This is a genomic window from Candidatus Zixiibacteriota bacterium, from assembly GCA_021159005.1.
GTDB lineage: Bacteria > Zixibacteria > MSB-5A5 > UBA10806 > 4484-95 > JAGGSN01.
The window spans coordinates 1-17,184 of sequence record JAGGSN010000187.1 but is presented as its reverse complement, the minus strand read 5'-3'; the positions used below and the strand labels follow the sequence as shown (position 1 = coordinate 17,184).

Genomic DNA, 17,184 nt, shown 5'->3' with positions numbered 1-17,184 from the left:
AAAAGCGGCAAAATAAAGTATCCGATTTTTCCGGTCTGTCATAACAGATTATTCAGCTGTTTAGGCAGCCTGACAACGCAAAGCAATCAATCACAGCAAATCAACACATTTTCTCAGTTTATCGGAACGAGTGCGATGGCGCAGCTTCTTTAGCGCTTTGGCCTCAATTTGGCGGATGCGTTCGCGTGTCAGATTAAATATCAAACCGACCTCCTCGAGAGTGCGCGGCATACCGTCATTCATACCGAAACGCAGCCTGATGATTTCCTCCTCACGGACAGTCAATGAGTTTAGCGTTTTTTCTATTTGGTCCTGAAGATATACAAACGACGCTTTGCCCGAAGTTGTCGAGAATTGCGGGTCGGCAATCAGATTTGATATCTGGTTTTCCTCATCATCGCCAAGCGGTTTCGAAAGCGAGACCGTTTGGGGTATCATCTGCAGGATATCAGAGACTTTGTCTACCGAAAAGCCTGAAAGTTTTGATATTTCCTTGACATTCGGTTTGCGTCCGAGTTTCTGGAACAGGTTTTGCGAAACTTTAGCCACTCTGCCATACTGGCTATTTAGATACATTGGCGTACGGATAGTTTTGGCCTGTTCGGCTAATGATCTGGTGATAGCCTGACGTATCCACCATGAAGCGTAAGTGCCGAATTTGAAGCCCTTTGTATAATCGAATTTATCGACAGCTTTAACTAAGCCAGAATTGCCTTCTTGTACTAAGTCCATAAACTCCATGCCCCTGCCAATATATTTTCGGGCAATTGAAATTACCAAGCGCATGTTGGCTTCAATCATTATTTTTTTGGCAGCTTCCAACTCTCTTTCGAGAAAGCGCAATTTCTTTTTTAATCTTGAAAGTTCATCAACAGGCAATTCCTCGGCCAATAAATATCCGCAAGGATCATTATTTTTCAACTCGGGCAGGTTGTTTTGCGGGCGGTGAAATCTTCTGCCTCCGGAAGTTCTTTTTTTAAATACATACATAAGGTTATCTAAAAACTCAAGGTTGAAATTGAATTTCTCGATTTCATTCATTAGTTTTTTACGCAACTGAATGCGTAATTTGAGCTCATCCTTAAGATTCTCTTGAGAGTAATCTCCCAATGGCCTGTCAAAATTGCTGATGATTTTCTTAATCTTTTTCAAGCGATTTAAAACTTTCAGCTTTTCCCGTTTGATGTTTTCGGGAGCAAACCAGCGGCAGGTTTCCGGCGAAACGATATCCTCAAGCCGGATTTCTTTATTGATAAGCTTGTCCTGACACTCAATCATTTTTTCAAGGACAGCTAATGAAGAAAATATTATCTCTTTGATGTGTATTTTATGTTGTTCTATCTGACGAGCAACAGCTACTTCCTGTTCCCTGGTAAGAATTTTGAACCTGCCAAGGTCTTTAAAATATACCCAAGTAGTATCGCCTCCCGCATCAGAGGCATCTACTTCCCGGCGTATACTAACATCACTTGAATTCTCACTGCCATTCGCCGCATTGCCTTCATTATCTAATGATAATCCACGGTCAAAATCTGGCAACCCTGAATTTTCCCCTTCTACCATTATATCCTCTCCTGGTTAGCGGTATTCTGAAGATCTTGAAATTCCCTGTAAATTTTTTCTGATTCTTCGATTTTACCCTCCTTTTCAGCATTGGCCAATTTGATTCTTAGTTTGCCCAAACGGTCGGCTACTATAAACTTTTTAAAATTTGCCATATATTCATCAAAAAGCATCTCCGGCGGCGCTCCCGCAGTTTCATTGATAATTATCTCGGTTAATCTTTGTCTGAGATTTTTATCTGTAAAATGCTCAAGGAAATCGCCGACTGAAAAGCCGTGTCCGCCGACAGGCTGATTGTTTATGTCAATAATATTCAATTTTTCATAAATTCTTCTGTTTAAAGAATCTTGAAAATTATCCTCCTTGATAACTTTTAGACTTTCATCAATAAACTCGGGATGCGACATTATTAACCCAAGATATGTAATCTCAAATTTAGCGCGGCCAAGCCGTTCGGTTTGCTTACTTCTTGATTGTTGGACGTCTCCCCGTTTATGAAATTTAGCTTCTGCAGACAGCGGGAGATCGAATATTTCAATGGCTTTACGCACAAATAATTCATGCTTTAATCTATCATCAATGCCGGCGGCAGTTTCCGCTAATGACTTGATAAGTTTCTCCTGATGCGATATTGATAGCCGGACAAATTTATCGGGAAGCGAATCGCTTACAAACTCGAGATAGCTTTTGGCAGAATCAATCAACATAGCAAGCTTTTCAGAGCCATGCTCGACGATAAAGCTGTCGGGGTCGGAACCCTCGGGCAGCCTGACAATCTTAGGTTCAAGACCTGCATTGTAGAGAACCTCAACTGCCCGGTAAGTGGCTTTTAGGCCTGCCGAATCGGCATCATATAGGAGAATAACCTCACCACTAAAACGCGCCAGCATATTAGCCTGATTGGCGGTAAAGCCGGTGCCTGATACGGCAACTATATTTTTTATGCCAGCTTGATATAATGAGATGTAATCGAAATAGCCCTCGGCAATAACAGCTTTAGTAGATTGACGGATTGAATTTTTAGACCAGTTTAGACCATACAGCACAGACCCTTTATGATATATAGCAGTCTCCGGCGAGTTTAGATATTTAGGCCCTTCTTCATCGTTTAATGCGCGCCCGCCAAAACCGATAGAGCGGCCGGAAAGGCTGTATATAGGAAACATCAACCGGTTGCGGAATTTATCGTAATAACCCGGTTGTTTTTCACGTTTCACCAGCAGGCCTGCTTTTTCAAAGACCTCCGGCGACAATTTATCTTTTAAAATCTCTTTATACAGATTATCCCAGCCGGGAGGCGCAAAACCAACCCATAACTCTTTAATCACATCATCATTTATGCCGCGCGATTTAATATATTCATAGGCGGTCGAGTTTTTAAGATGCTTCACATAGAAGCTTTGGGCGTATTCAATCGCCTGGTAAAGTTTGGTCGCGATGGAGTCAACGGAACCTTTTTCGGGAATCGCGATACCGGCGCGCTTGGCTAAGAATCTCAAGGCTTCCGGGAAATCCAGGCTTTCATGACGCATGATAAAGCCTATGGCATTGCCTGATTCTTTACAGCCGAAACAATGGAAGAATCCCTTATCGGGCGAAACAGTAAACGACGGCGTTTTCTCATTGTGGAACGGACATAAACCGACATAATTTTTGCCGGCTTTTTTAAGCGTAACATATTCTGAAATCAAGTCGAGGATATCGGTGTCATTTTTTATTTTTTCGACAATGTTTTCCGGTATTGGGCCAGCCATAATCAGTCCTTTACAATCTCGACTATCGTTACGCCGAATGAGCCTTCATTCCAATTGCCAAGCCGGAATGATTTTACCTTGGAATGTCTTTTAAGGTAATCCTGCACCTTGATTCTTAAGACGCCAGTGCCTTTGCCATGGATTACGGTTACGTTATCAAGATGAGCCTGGTATACATCCTCGAGGTATTTATCGAGCACCGGTTGAGCTTCATCGAATGTCATGCCTCTCAAATCGATTTCCATTGACGGGTCAACATTAACAAAAGGATTGGTATGAGTTATCGGCGCTTTTGCTTCACCCTGTTCGGATGATTTGAAAAGCTTTCGCATCTCAGTATGCAGAATCACATTGCCAATGCGCACTCGCACCTTGCCGCTGGGTTCGGGTTTTTCGACAATTTCGCCGATTGCTTTCAAGTCGGGGAGATACACTTTTTCGCCTTCGGTTCCATCAGCCGCCGCTTGATTAACAGGCGGTTCGAATTGCCTAATTTTTTCATTAAGGTTTTGAATCTGCTCCTGAGCCTGATGTTTGGCGGCGCGAAAGGCTTCTACTTTCTTGTCAGATTTTTTCGCCTCATCAATAAGGTCGGTTATCTCGCCTTTAAGTTTGTAAACCATCTTTTCGGCTTCTTGAAGAGCTTCCTTTTTTATACGCTTTTGTTCTTGCTGGACATTATCGAGTTTTTCTTTATAAATATTCGACAATGCTTCATACGATAGTCTTTTATTTTCCGCCTCGACTAAAGTTTCATCTGTTGCCTGAAGTTTTTCCGAAAGTTCGCTAATAATACGCGCCAGTTTTCTTTCCGAGCGGTCGATTAGCGATTCAGCCCGTTCGGTAATTGATTTATCCAAGCCGATTTTAACTGCGGTTTCGATGGCATAGGAAAGGCCGGGCGTTCCCAGCCTGAAGCGGTATGTCGGCTTCATGTTGCGGCTGTCGAAATCGAGCGAACCGTTTTGAACGCCCTCGATGTTAATAGCCAGCGTTTTGAGTTTGCCGTGATGTGTGGTTACTATCGAGAGGATATTTTGTTCGGTTAGCTTTTCTATAATAGCTTGCCCCAGCGCCGCGCCCTCATCGGGATCGGTGCCGGCGCCGATTTCATCTAAGAGCACGAGGCATTCATGAGCAGCCTCGCTCAGCGCAGTTTTGATATTGGCGAGATGTGCCGAAAATGTCGAAAGCGATGATTCAAGCGATTGCTCATCGCCTATATCGGCGAATATATTTTTAAAAATCGGTACGGATGAACCCTCAGCCGCAGGAATAAACATGCCGGATTGCGCCATCAGGCAGACAAGACCGACCGTTTTTAAGGCGACAGTCTTGCCGCCGGTGTTGGGACCGGTTATTACCAGCGTTGTAAATTCTTTACCAAGCTCGATATCAAGCGGGACTAAGGCATCATTACCGTTTTGTATATCGCGCCAGCGCAGCAAGGGATGGAAGCCTCGTTTAATATCGAAATAGCTTTCATCGTTGATTTTGGGGCGGCTGCATTTAAGCTTTATTGCCAACCTTGCTTTTGCCGAATAAATATCCAATTCGACAAGGATTTTAATATTGCTTTTAATAGAATCGATGCTTTCGAGGACAAGATCTGTTAAGGTTCTGAGAATGCGGAAAATTTCTTGTTTTTCAGCGGCTAATAATTCGCGGTATTTGTTGTTGTATTCGACAGCATCGAGCGGTTCGACAAAAAATGTGGCGCCAGTGGATGATCTATCGTGCACAATGCCTTGTATGCGGTTTTTATCGCCTTCCCTTACCGGAAGAACAAAACGCCCGTCTCTTACGGTAACGACATTATCGGAGAGGTATTTGGCATAATCAGATTCGAGATAGGAATTATATTTCGATTCGAGCCGCTGTCTGGTTTGTCTTATTTGCCGGCGGATGTTTTTCAGTTCGGGCGTAGCGTTGTCTTTAATTTCATTGGGCGGCAAAATTGCCTGGTTGATTCCAGCGGTAATCTCATCGCTATATGTCAATTTTTCACAAATTCTGCCTATATTAGCATATTTTTTATTTAGTTGTTTAAAGCCCATAACAACATTATATAAATTTGCCGTTTTAATCAATTCTGACGGTTCAAGCACAACACCTTCAGCCGCTGTTTTTTCCAACATCATATCTATATCATCAAAAACCAATGTGGGAGGACCGCCATCGGATTTGTATACATCAACCATCTCCGCTAAGCAATCGAGAGAATGTTCAATCCAATCAGAGTTAATGGTAGGTTCAATAAGGTATCTTTTAGCCGGAATACTCCAGCATAATCCATGGAGTTTTTCAACTATCCGATCAAACTCCAGTACTTCAAGTGCATGAGAATTCATACAAATTTGCCGATAGACAATTCCTTCCCTGAAAGACCGTCTCAAAAGCCGGATAATCAGGCATATAGCGCTTGGAATAATAACACGATAACTGCTCAGATGCAGAATATCTAAGCGCTATTGAAACAACCTCCCTAAATTATTAATCTTTTTTATCTTTTGTAGCCAGTTCTAATGTTTCGCCAAAGTATTTATCTATATTATCGAGAACGCCTATATCTTTGTTTGTAAATCCCAGCACTTCATTTTTACCGAGCAGAGACCTAGGGTTTTTTGCATATTTTTCTGTTTTGGAGCCTAATATGCCTTTAGAGATTTTATCGACAAAGGGACCGCTTTCGGGATGTAAAGATATGGTCATGTTAAAAACCACCGGCACTACTTGTCGGACATGAGACGCTAATACAGACTCATCAACCGACTGATTGAATTGTTGAAATGCCGGGAAAAAAATAAACATCATAAAAATCATTGATACAATTACTACACCTCGGAATAAACCCAACAACCCGCCGCCAATCATATCGGGATATTTTAGAGGCGTTAATTTAGCCATTCTATAGAAGTAGCGGCTGATAATTTTTAATACCGCCACCATCACCAGAAACAAAGCCATAAAACAAAAAGTATAACGCAAACTTGGCGAAATATTAAACATACCCTCAACCTGAATTGCCAGCCAATCTGCATAACTGAACGTAATTATTGTTGCGGCAACTAACCCTAATAAAGTGAATATAGACCTAAAAAGCCCTTGCCTAAAACCGATGGCGACAGTTATAAGCAAAACCACTGCGATAAAAAAATCTATCCAGTTCAAAATCCCCTCCTGCTCAAAACTATTCTTTAAGTTTATTCACAACTAATTCGTTAACTTTTCTGCCATCAACCCTTCCCTTAACCCTTGGCATGATATTTTTCATAACCATACCGATATCAGTTGTCGTAGAGGCATTAGTTTCCGAGACAACGTCATCGACAAGCCTACTCAACTCTTCATCGGAAATTTGTTTTGGCAGATATTCGTTGATTATTTCAAGTTCGGCTTTTTCCTTATCGACTAAATCGTTGCGGCCGCCCCTGCCAAACCCCTCAATTGCATCCCGTCGTTTTTTAGCGGCACTGGATAAAACAGCAACGCAATCATCATCGGTAATATCTCTACCCGCATCAATTTGCCTGTATTTCAAGTCGGACTTGAACATTCGCAACACGCTAAGCCGGGTCTTGTCGCCCTTTTTCATAGCGGTTTTGATGTCCTCATTAATTTTATCAACTAACTTCATTGCAGCTTTCAATAATACGAATAGCTGGTTTTCTTCCGAGCCTTACGTCGGGCAGCATTTTGTTTACGTTTCTTGCGGTCGGATGGTTTTTCGAAATGTTGATGTTTTTTTATATCAGAGAGAATCCCAGCTTTTTCACAAGTCTTGGTAAATCTTTTTAATGCTCTTTCAAAAGCCTCGTCCATACGTACACGGACACCTGTCATTCATTCAACCCCCTTTCGGAAAGGTTAAGGGTTTACATTGCAAAACTGCTAAGCATCTTACTTAACTTTTAGCAAGGTAATAATTTGCATTATTCTTGTCAAGCTTTTTCTTAAGCACTTACAAGTTTTTTTTACATATCTAACTATTTATTATATCATAAGTTGCACTGTTTTAATAAATGAATTAAACTATGCCTTACAACCCGCTCAAACATTTGAGGTTATAAATCAGTAAAATGTATTAATGATTATCATAATTTTTAATTTATTTTTCTCCAAGCTCTAACCGCTTTTTTATCAATAATTTTACTCATCAAGTTGTTCCCATATTCTTTTATAGCTTAAGTAACGGAACTTATTTATACTACCTGTTTCTACGGCCTTTTTAACAGCGCAGTCCGGTTCGCTAATATGCAGGCAATTGTTAAACCTGCATTTGCCGCTAAGTTCAGCCATTTCGGGAAAGTTTTGAAACAAATTATTTTTATCGATTCCGGTTAAACCGAAAACTTTAATTCCGGGCGTATCGACTACCCAACTATCGCTGTCAAGAGGAAACATAATAACCGAGGAAGTAGTATGCACTCCTCTTCCGGAAGCTTTGGAGATTTTTTTTGTAGCTAATTTTAGCGATGGTTTAATAGCATTTAGCAGGGATGATTTGCCGACGCCGGAATGGCCAGCCATAGCGGATGATTTGCCTTTTAGAAGGGAGATTAGCTTTTCTATGCCCTCGCCGGTTTTCGCAGATGTATATATGGCAGGAAATCCGACCGATCTCCAAGCATCGAGATAATCGTTGTGGATATTTTTTTCAGTCAAGTCTATCTTGTTAATTACAATTACAGCCTTAAGTTTTTCATTCAGGGCGCTGACGAGAAAACGGTCAATCAAACCGGGCTTGAAATTCGGGTTTTGGGTAGAGCTGATAATTACGAGCTGGTCTAAATTTGCCGCGATTACTTGAACTTTTCCTTTAACTAATTTGCCGGGACGGGCTAAGTATTGTTTACGCGGCAGAACATTTTCAATAACCACCTGGCCTTTAATAGTGATTTTAAATTCGACATTATCGCCGACCGCAACAGGCGAGATAAGTTGATATTCCTTCAACAGCTTGCCCCTTATTGAGGCATTGTAAACATCCCCTTGGTGATAAAGTTTAATATCTTTGCCAAAAATCGCTATTATCTTGCCTGTAAATAATTGCTGATTATCCATCGCATCTATTATTATCGAAACAATATCGATTTATGTAATTAATTTCGGTCATTAATATTAAGGCTTATTATTATGAGGTTTGAATAACTTTTGGAAGGTAAATCGCTTATCATATTAAAACATATAAAAATGGATTTATTAAGTCAACCTAATAACTATCGGAACTCTCCCCATTTTTTTCCTGTTCAATTGCAGGTCGGATTCCCGAGAGGAAATTTGATTCATAATGCAACTTAACTTTTGAAAAAATTGAAGAATAATTGCAGAAATTCTTTATCGATAAAAAGTGATAATTATAAAAACCGATATAGAGATATAGAGGAATTCATAAATATTTTACAAAGCATTTAGTAAAAGTAATGGATCCTTTAAAATTTTTATCAGGGATAAAAATATGCGCGAGCAAAATGTCAATGAAAACGGTGAATATTTGCCTATAAGCATAAAGTCGATTTCAATTGATTCGGTATATCAATTCGACCTTTATCAGAAAAATAATGGCTCATTTCGACTTTTCCGATGCCAAAATATTCCCGTATTACAAAAGGATTTTGATAATCTTATAGAATACGGGCAGGAAATCCTGTATGTGCCTTCCGAGCAAAAGGAACCGTTTTATGACCACATGATTAATAACCTGCCCAATTTGCTTCAAGATAAATCCGTATTAATTGAAGAAAAAATTGATATTCTTACTAGTACTTCGGTGAGCATTCTCGATAGAATTCTAACTGAACCAATGTCTAAAGCAAATATAAAGAACTCGGTTGACCATAGCAACAACCATGTTTATATGGCGCTTCATAAAGAATCCTCCCGGCATTTAATGACAATGGATTACTCTAAAATTTCGTATCCGATTGCGCATGCTATCAATGTCGCTAACATGTCGATACTTCTTGGCATACGGTGTGGGATTACTAACCCCGAAAAACTCCAAAATATTTGTATTGGAGCTCTATTGCACGAAATCGGCAAAAGAATAATTGACGAAAATTATTACTTTCGCAAAAATGATAATTTTAGAATCACAAATACGCGATTTAAAAAATATCCAATAATAGGCAAAAACATGTTGGAGAAAACAGGTGTTGTGCCCAGCGGCGCTCTCCGTCCTGTTCTCGAACATCAGGAACGTCTTGATGGAACCGGTTACCCTTTCGGATTAAAAGCAGGTGAAATTGGTATAGAGGGGCGGATTATCGCTATTTGTGATTGTTACGATGAAGCATTGCGTACCAATAAATTAAAATTGAACCATAAACCGTTTAAGATATTGTTAAAAATGAAGGCTTCTATCATTAAATTTGACAAAAAGATATTTGTAGAATTTGTTCATTTGCTTGGTACGGATATCGCCTCAAAAGCAATTAAAATATAGTTTTTTCAGGCAAATTATCAGATTTCTTTCAACAAACGATGCATTGCGAAGCAGGTCAAGTCCGCTTGGGACTTGACTCATCAGCCCATTAGATACCGTCTTTCAAGTCAAGACCCTCCTTGCGGTCTTGACTATTAATACACCGAGCTTTACGCGAAGGCAGGAACCCATTTGCGTGAACGCCGATGTTGTCTGGAAATCCGCCGGGGCGGACTGACAACGCATGGAACTACGCATGAAGAGTTCCTGACAATACATGAAATTAGGTAGATGCATTCTTTGGATATTGATATATACAATTTGAAAAAAAGTTAGTGCGCGAGGACGTACACCAACCACTAAAATTTTAATAAATTATTCGCAGGTCGGGTTCTGAAAAAAACGGGGAAACTCATGGTATTTTAATTGTTGACATCGGCTATAGGGTGATGCATACTTGCAAAACGATGAGTGAAACAAACAAAAAACTTCTTCAATTTGCGATAATTTTTATAATCAGCGCAGTCATATTATTTTATATAATGCAAACGGAAAAACCGTCCGATTTTATACATCCCCCCCCTGCGGTTGACAGTTTAGCGGTTTCCCTTCGCGAAGAGATTTCATATCTGCAGGATTCTCTTAGGCAAGATTCGGCAAATATCGAAATTATAATCCGAATCGCCAACGGTTATTTTGATTTGGATCAGTATCAGTCGGCAATTGAATACTATGAAAAAGCCTTGGAAATACAGCCCGACAGGCCCTTGGTTTTAACCGATTGCGCTATTATGTATTACCATCTTGGTAAAAACGACACAGCCTTGGAGTATCTAAACAAGGCAATTAATCTCAAATCTGACCTGGCGCAGGCATATTTTAATAAGGGTTTGATTTTAATGACGGCTGATAATAATCCGAAGGCGGCTTTGGCTGTCTGGCGGGAGTATATCGATATTGCACCTGAGAGTGAGTATGCCAAAATGATGATAAAGCGAATTGAGGCGATTGAATCGGGGAGTAAATAACCGGTTTTATTAACAGCGGTGCCCCACACAATATTTAGCTCTGGCTGCCAAGCAGCGCTTGGCAACCAGAGGAATTTATTTGTAGTTCTACTGCAAAATCCGGAGCTAATGGCTGATTTCAAACTGGCGTAAAAGCGCTTGGGGCAATTATAAAAAGAAATAAATATTTTACTTGAACCATTTTTGCTTTATTTTATATAAATAATGTATTAATATAACCGAAATGAATACGAGTAAAATGAAAGGATAGAACAATGAGGAAGCTAAGCGCATTTGCGATTATAATGGCAATTTTATTTATTTTCAGCTGTGGTGATGATAATCCTGTTGATCCCTCTGGAGGAATTAAGGTTATGCTGTCGCCGGATTCGGCAATAGTAAATCATAGCGATTCTATCCAATTTACCGCTGGAGTTTATAATACAACTAATACTGCGGTTAAATGGTATGTGTATGACATTGAAAACGGCGATTTGGATAGTATTGGCAGTATTGACAGTACCGGTTGGTACAAAGCTCCTGATACGACTATCACCCTCAGCACGGGATTAGCCGATTCGGTTATAATTTGGGTTGTTAGCCAGGAGGACACCTCCAAAAAAGCTTCCTCAAAGATAACAATTGTTGACCCAAACAACATTTATGTTGATGATGGTGAAAACGCCAGCGATGAAACCGGCACCGGCACTATTGCCCAACCCTACCGGACTATTACCAAAGGCTTAAGCATTGCCGAAACGGGGCAGACTGTCAGAGTATTCCCGGGTACTTACAGCGATGGCGAAACATTTCCAATTACGCCGCTTTTTGGCAGGTCTGTTAAAGGTGTGTATCCGGAAAGCACGGCAACTGTTAGAGCCCCTGCCGGAGAGAATATCAGCAACGCCGCTTTCCTTATTCAGAATGATCTTATTAGTATTGAAAGCATCGGTATTGTAGGCACAGGCGGTTCAGGTGTGGGAATTAATTTTGCCGGCAGCAGCGATACAACTCAAATGGAATTATATAACTGCAAAATAGACAGCTGTTATATTGGCGCAATTCAATCGACAAATATTTTTATTTTAGAATTCAAAGCCAATGAAGTATCAAATTGTGATTATGGATTAATCGTTGATTATGAAAATCAAGCATTAGAGGATAATTCGCTTTTTATAAACGATACGACGATATTTACTGATTGCATAACAGCAATTGATATTAAAAGCGAAATTGAAAAATTCTATTTTGAGAATTCAATTATAAACACTGCCGCTACAGGCATTAGCCTTAAAGATGGTGAAGACACTTTTCTTTACTTAAGGAACAGTCAGGTTATTAATATCGATTCCATCGGCATCATGATTGATTCGGTTGCCTATGCTAATTTGGGCGATTCTATAAGTTCACCCGGTTATTCATACGGCAATAATACTTTTTCACTTGTCGATGAAGATGGATATTTTATTTATAATTCATGTGAAATTGTGATAAGGGCTGGCGGTAATACCTGGTATGCGTCAGATTCTGCATATATAGACACTCATATTTATGACAACGAAGAAAGCGGTAATTCGAGCGGGGAAGTGGTGTTTCATCCGTACACTCTCGAGCCATAATATTGCGGGTATATGGCAATGTTTCGGATTAAATAATAAAGCCTCCTTACTAAAAAGGCGGCTTTAAGTTTAAACATAAAAATTGAATTTAGCTGCGAGCCAGGCGTCCCAGTCTGGCTTTTAAATTTTTATCTATATCGAGGATTCTTGAGTTGTCGTGATAGACCACGGTTTTATATTCGGGGAACTCCTTAAGTTCATCCAACACCGCGCTGATAACATCAACCGAATCGGAGATGATTTTAACAGATTCTGCGATTTTGCCCTCCGGGTCTTGAAGCCGTCCCTGGGTCATGTATAAATCCAGAATTTGCGCTCGTCCGATAATAGCGGTATTGGCATTGTTGACATAATGCGACATGGTCGCCAGAGTAGTTTGCAAGGCCTCTATAGCGCTTTTATTCTTCTCTTCCTTTATAAGTTTGCTCTGCAGATTCTCATTTTTAATCATCAGCATTTCATAAAGTTCATACAATTTACCCAGCTCATTATTGGCGTTCTGCAATAACATTAACGGGTCTCCGATATCAATATCGAGAAATGATGCGGTTTGGATTACAATTTCGGGAACATCCTTTATTAAACTGCGCATGGTCTCTTTTTCAATTCCGAACATATTCGCTATCTGATAGCGTTTGCTTATTTCATCGGGTGTAGGCTCGGAACCAATATCAAAACCCTTGCGGCAGAAGCGATGGGCAAGGTTAACAATGTGCCAGATTTTTATCTTATCCGGAGAAATCTCAGGGAGTTCATCTTGATGGTGATTTAAGATGCTTTCACTGATTACGCTGGGCAGCCGCCAGATAGAGGCAATAGCCGCACCCACTTCAGAGTGAGTAATCTTGCAGACTTTCTGTTCGGCGCTTTCGATTGGTTCGCCGGCATTTTTCAGTTTTAAAACATCGGCATATTCAGATGGGTATTCCTGAATAAAGAAAAACGCTCCAAGGTCATGCATTAAGCCGCATACAAACGCCTCCTCCGGCTGTGTGTGTTTGCATTTATCGGCAATTTTTTGAGATAGTATCGCAACTTCAAGATTATGCCGCCAAAAGTCTTTTAAGTTAAAATGATCATTTAATTTTGACTTGCGGGTGATATCAAATAATGAAACCGATAAGGCTAAAGCCCTTACAGCTTTCATACCCAAAACCGATATTGCCATTTCGACCGTAACGATATCAAATTGCCTTCTATATAATGGCGAATTAGCTGCTCTCAACAGACGGGCAGAAAGTGAAATATCTTGATTTAAGATTTTTGCAACAGAAGAGGATGTTGATTTCTCATTTTCCAGTTCAGCCAAAAGAGTAGCTAAAACTTCTGGAATAGTGCACGCTCTGGCAAAGTTTTTAATTTTTAACTGTAATGAATCCATTAATTCCCACCTTGCTATATTATCGGCAATAATTATTTTTATTGATTAAAATAAATATTCTTTTAAATATATAATATAACGGCGATTAAGTTTGCAACAATAGGGATATTTTCCTTTACTTCGATAATTCTATTTGCAATTGGCATTCGGAGAGAAGTTGTTCTAAATGTTTAAAGCCTGATTTAATATTTATAAGTTCGCTTGAAGCTTATCCAACGATAATTTAATTTGATTTATTACAAGAGGATGCGTTTCGCTTTTTAAAGCTTTATTTAATATCTTCTTCGATTTTTTATTTTGAATATTGCCGAAAGCCTCGGCGGTGGAAGCTCTAATAGCCCAATCATCGGAGGATAGCATTGGCTTTAAGGCAGAGATAACCTTTTTCGAGCCTATCTTTCCCAGCGTCTTGATGATATATCCCGTAGACAGTCTGCAAGGCTCTGTTTGGAGCTGAATTATCAACGGCTCGACAGCTATCTCGCCAAGTTTGGCAAGCGAACCGGCGGCAGAATAGCGCACTCCGTAATATCGATGGCTTAATGCCCGAATCAGCGGTTTCGGCGATATGCCCTCCCTGATTCTTCCACAGGCAACGGCGGCGGCGGTAGCGACAAGTTCATCTGAGTCATCCAAGCCGCTGACTACAGTAAAGGCGCCATCAGAACTGCCGATTTTACCGAGGGCGGACATAACCCCGGCTCTGGTGCGAAAATCATCATGAGAGGCAACTTTTATAATAGACGCAATTGCTTTCTGGCTTTTAATTTCGCCAAGGCAGCGAATCGCTAAGCGGCGAGTGAAATCATCACGGCTGTTGATGCGTTTGGCTAATGAATCGACTGCGATTTCGCCTATGCCTTTGAAAATATCTACAACCGTATGAGTCTCGCGGGCATCGCGGGTATTGAGCTTGGCGAGCATCTGCGGAATAGCTGTTTCGCCCATCTCGATTATGGCATCCTTGGCAGGCTGAACCAAATCACGGTATTGGACCTCGCCGGAGGAGGCGCGGATAAAGAGCGAATCGACGATTTGGGCGTTAGTCGGCTGATTTTGAGCATAAAGGATGGGAGAGAAAATGTTTGTAGCAATGATAATGATAATCAATGATAGTGTAGATAAGGGCGTATGCAATACGCCCCTACGCGATGGTTTGTCTGTAGCCGCGAATGATGTGCATCCATGTGCACCATCAACTATGAATGGTGTATGTCTCCGCGCACCATTATGATGAAGCATCCTATTCGTCAATACCAATCCCCCACTTCGAGCCGCTCCACCAGGTTGAATCGGCGCCGACACCGCCGCCGTAGGTGTCTTGCGCGCCGCCTGTATCGAGGAAAATGCCGATTGAGCCATAATCGCGGCGCGGGTTGCCATACCCTTGCGATTTTATCAGATCCTTGACAAGATAGGAATCGATGCCGCCAAGGTCGGCGATAATGCCAATGCCGTTAGCCGACCCGGCGCCCTGCGAAAGGTCGTGCGACATGTAGTTATCATTGCCGGATACATCAAAGAGGATGCCGGTGGCGCGGTCGTGCCCGCAGCCCTGCGAGACGCCCTTGGATAGATAGCAATCGTTGCCGCCAACATCATACAGACAGCCAAGAGTCATGTGAGTCGCCGAGCCTTGGGCATACTGGAATGATAAATATTTGTCATTGCCGCCGCCATCGGTGAGAATACCGAGGCTCCACCAATAGGAGGCTCCCTGCCCGAATATATCGGATTCGTAAGTGTCGCTGCCGGATTTATCAATGAGATAGCCAATGCCGCCGGACATATAGGGACGCAGGCCATAAGCAAACCCCTGCGACAGCGATATGTAATGATCCTCATAGCGAAGAATATCCTTGTATTTGCCGCCGGCGAAATAGTGGTCGCTGCCGAGTGAATCGATGAGTATCCCGACACCTCTGACAAAGCCGAATCCCTGGGCAAATAAAGCGGCGTGGTAGAAATCATCACCGGCATCATCGCGCAGAAGGCCATAGCCGAAACAGCCGGCGCCCATTGTGAATGTATCGCCGAAATAACGGTCATTGCCCTGCTTATCCCAGAGCGTTCCGGCACCGAATAAGCCAGCGCCTAATGACCATGAACCGGCCTCGTAATAGTCATCGCCGGCAAAATCCACCAGCAGATTGGCGCCTGCGGCATAGGGGCAGATTCGGTTTTTCGGCAGATGGTAAGTATCATTGCCGCCATAATCGAGAATGAAGGTGAAATTGCCGGTGCCGGATTTTTGTATATCATAGGTGTCATCCCCGCCGTAATCGATTACGATGAATATATCGCCGGTGTAGTTTTGCGATGATTCATCCCCGATGCATACCTTGCCATAGCGGGTGTTAAACTCGACATATTTGCGCTTGAATTCATTCGTCTTGTCATCGTTTATGACAGCATCCTTGAAAATATCAAGCAGCGACTGCCCCATCATGCCGAACACCTCCGGCGATACACCGAAAGTCATTTTGGAAAGAGCCTTAGTCCACTCCTCCTCGTAGTCGGCGATGGAGTCTATCTCATCGACAGAGCGGAACTCATCCTCGACATCCTCCTCAAGTAAAAGCGTGAAGCCGAGTATCAGCGAATCGAGAAGCGGGGCGTAGCTTTTATTGTACAGCTCATGCGAGGTCATGTATTCTACGCCGCTGAGGAAATAGGCTATGCGGTACATCGTGATGCCATCGATGCCGCCGCCGCGATAGTATTTCCTGACAATCTCGCGCGGTCCGCCGGTGAGGTAAAAGTTTTTCAGGCTGTAGCCAATGAAATCGGAATATTTCGGCGGCTGATTTGTCAGCAGGTCTTGCGATATTGTCATCATATCGAGCGGGTGATGCATCAGGCTGTCGACAATTGGCAGGCGGTATTCATCCTTTTCGAGGTAGTCATCGCGCAGGGAGAGGTCGGCTTGGGTCATTTTCAGGCCTTTGAGGGCAAGGCTGAGTTTCTGGTCAAATCGCTGAAGGTTGGATTGTGTAGAATCTTGAGGATAAGCGGCGGTTATCAGAGCAAGGACGAGCAGGATTGGCATTAGTTTATACATGATTTTATATTAGGGGTTGTTTGTTGAGGTGTCAATAAATTAGTTGATTATTGGGGTTGTTGGGGGTATAATTTCTGTAAATATCATTAATAAACAGGAGGATGAATAGATGGATGAGATGAATAGAAATGAATTAATCGATAGCGATGGTTTTATTGATTACATAAATAAGGAGTTCGATAAAACCGTTTCACATTCTACGATAGAAGAGCTGGCTGAATTTGCTTTTGGCAGTATTGATGAAGCTTTTGATGAATATATTAACCATAAGACTATAGTGAGATAAGACAATACAAAGCTGCGGTTGAAAATATGTGTTTTGTCAATTTGTAAATTAATTTATTGGACTGCCAAATAAATCGTTTTTAATATGAT

13 protein-coding genes are annotated in these 17,184 nt (G+C 41.5%); 4 read left to right on the top strand and 9 right to left on the bottom strand.

Annotated elements, in window-relative coordinates; all coding sequences use genetic code 11:
• Positions 1-90 precede the first annotated feature (90 nt).
• From J7K40_11575 to rsgA, 7 genes are all read right to left on the bottom strand, one after another.
• Positions 91-1,563 carry a sigma-70 family RNA polymerase sigma factor gene (locus J7K40_11575; protein ID MCD6163036.1) on the bottom strand — a complete coding sequence of 491 codons (1,473 nt, stop codon included), beginning with the start codon at positions 1,561-1,563 and terminating at the stop codon, positions 91-93.
• Positions 1,563-3,317, bottom strand: a complete 1,755-nt coding sequence (locus J7K40_11570) for a DNA primase (protein MCD6163035.1) — start codon at positions 3,315-3,317, stop codon at positions 1,563-1,565. Before J7K40_11570 ends, J7K40_11575 begins: the two co-directional genes overlap by 1 nt.
• 2 nt (positions 3,318-3,319) lie before the next feature.
• A complete protein-coding gene (locus J7K40_11565; protein MCD6163034.1) occupies positions 3,320-5,668 on the bottom strand; it encodes an endonuclease MutS2 in 2,349 nt (782 codons plus the stop codon).
• A gap of 142 nt (positions 5,669-5,810) precedes the next feature.
• Positions 5,811-6,488 carry a CvpA family protein gene (locus tag J7K40_11560; GenBank protein MCD6163033.1) on the bottom strand — a complete coding sequence of 226 codons (678 nt, stop codon included), beginning with the start codon at positions 6,486-6,488 and terminating at the stop codon, positions 5,811-5,813.
• 19 nt (positions 6,489-6,507) lie between these two features.
• Positions 6,508-6,954, bottom strand: coding sequence for a GatB/YqeY domain-containing protein (locus J7K40_11555; GenBank protein ID MCD6163032.1), 447 nt, complete (start codon positions 6,952-6,954; stop codon positions 6,508-6,510).
• A gap of 8 nt (positions 6,955-6,962) precedes the next feature.
• Complete coding sequence (rpsU, locus tag J7K40_11550; protein MCD6163031.1) at positions 6,963-7,160, bottom strand: 30S ribosomal protein S21; 198 nt, start codon at positions 7,158-7,160, stop codon at positions 6,963-6,965.
• Positions 7,161-7,466: 306 nt separating this feature from the next.
• The gene (rsgA, locus tag J7K40_11545; protein ID MCD6163030.1) at positions 7,467-8,381 is read right to left on the bottom strand and encodes a ribosome small subunit-dependent GTPase A; all 915 of its coding nucleotides are present in this window, start codon (positions 8,379-8,381) and stop codon (positions 7,467-7,469) included.
• 394 nt (positions 8,382-8,775) lie between these two features.
• Here rsgA and J7K40_11540 point away from each other — a divergent pair, with 394 nt between their 5' ends.
• The 3 genes from J7K40_11540 to J7K40_11530 all read left to right on the top strand — a co-directional run bounded on the left by J7K40_11540 (position 8,776) and on the right by J7K40_11530 (position 12,367).
• A complete protein-coding gene (locus tag J7K40_11540) occupies positions 8,776-9,762 on the top strand; it encodes an HD domain-containing protein (protein MCD6163029.1) in 987 nt (328 codons plus the stop codon).
• Between the two features lie 446 nt (positions 9,763-10,208).
• Positions 10,209-10,769, top strand: a complete 561-nt coding sequence (locus J7K40_11535; GenBank protein ID MCD6163028.1) for a tetratricopeptide repeat protein — start codon at positions 10,209-10,211, stop codon at positions 10,767-10,769.
• 254 nt (positions 10,770-11,023) lie between these two features.
• Positions 11,024-12,367: a DUF1565 domain-containing protein gene (locus J7K40_11530; protein MCD6163027.1), complete on the top strand. Its 1,344-nt coding sequence runs from the start codon at positions 11,024-11,026 to the stop codon at positions 12,365-12,367.
• Positions 12,368-12,455: 88 nt separating this feature from the next.
• On the opposite strand, the gene J7K40_11525 is transcribed toward J7K40_11530, so the two are convergent.
• Both J7K40_11525 and J7K40_11520 read right to left on the bottom strand, forming a co-directional pair.
• Positions 12,456-13,748 carry an HDOD domain-containing protein gene (locus J7K40_11525; GenBank protein ID MCD6163026.1) on the bottom strand — a complete coding sequence of 431 codons (1,293 nt, stop codon included), beginning with the start codon at positions 13,746-13,748 and terminating at the stop codon, positions 12,456-12,458.
• A 189-nt stretch (positions 13,749-13,937) separates the two neighbouring features.
• Positions 13,938-15,131 carry a HEAT repeat domain-containing protein gene (locus J7K40_11520; GenBank protein ID MCD6163025.1) on the bottom strand — a complete coding sequence of 398 codons (1,194 nt, stop codon included), beginning with the start codon at positions 15,129-15,131 and terminating at the stop codon, positions 13,938-13,940.
• A 1,787-nt stretch (positions 15,132-16,918) separates the two neighbouring features.
• Between J7K40_11520 and J7K40_11515 the strand changes: the two genes are divergently transcribed.
• Positions 16,919-17,095 carry a hypothetical protein gene (locus J7K40_11515; GenBank protein MCD6163024.1) on the top strand — a complete coding sequence of 59 codons (177 nt, stop codon included), beginning with the start codon at positions 16,919-16,921 and terminating at the stop codon, positions 17,093-17,095.
• The last annotated feature ends 89 nt before the right edge of the window (positions 17,096-17,184 follow it).

Coding starts and splice junctions, on each gene's coding strand:
- J7K40_11575 (MCD6163036.1), bottom strand. CDS start 1,563: ATGGTAGAAGGGGAAAATTCAGGGTTGCCAGATTTTGACCGTGGATTA.
- J7K40_11570 (MCD6163035.1), bottom strand. CDS start 3,317: ATGGCTGGCCCAATACCGGAAAACATTGTCGAAAAAATAAAAAATGAC.
- J7K40_11565 (MCD6163034.1), bottom strand. CDS start 5,668: ATGAATTCTCATGCACTTGAAGTACTGGAGTTTGATCGGATAGTTGAA.
- J7K40_11555 (MCD6163032.1), bottom strand. CDS start 6,954: ATGAAGTTAGTTGATAAAATTAATGAGGACATCAAAACCGCTATGAAA.
- rpsU (MCD6163031.1), bottom strand. CDS start 7,160: ATGACAGGTGTCCGTGTACGTATGGACGAGGCTTTTGAAAGAGCATTA.
- rsgA (MCD6163030.1), bottom strand. CDS start 8,381: ATGGATAATCAGCAATTATTTACAGGCAAGATAATAGCGATTTTTGGC.
- J7K40_11540 (MCD6163029.1), top strand. CDS start 8,776: ATGCGCGAGCAAAATGTCAATGAAAACGGTGAATATTTGCCTATAAGC.
- J7K40_11535 (MCD6163028.1), top strand. CDS start 10,209: ATGAGTGAAACAAACAAAAAACTTCTTCAATTTGCGATAATTTTTATA.
- J7K40_11530 (MCD6163027.1), top strand. CDS start 11,024: ATGAGGAAGCTAAGCGCATTTGCGATTATAATGGCAATTTTATTTATT.
- J7K40_11525 (MCD6163026.1), bottom strand. CDS start 13,748: ATGGATTCATTACAGTTAAAAATTAAAAACTTTGCCAGAGCGTGCACT.
- J7K40_11520 (MCD6163025.1), bottom strand. CDS start 15,131: ATGGCAACCCGCGCCGCGATTATGGCTCAATCGGCATTTTCCTCGATA.
- J7K40_11515 (MCD6163024.1), top strand. CDS start 16,919: ATGGATGAGATGAATAGAAATGAATTAATCGATAGCGATGGTTTTATT.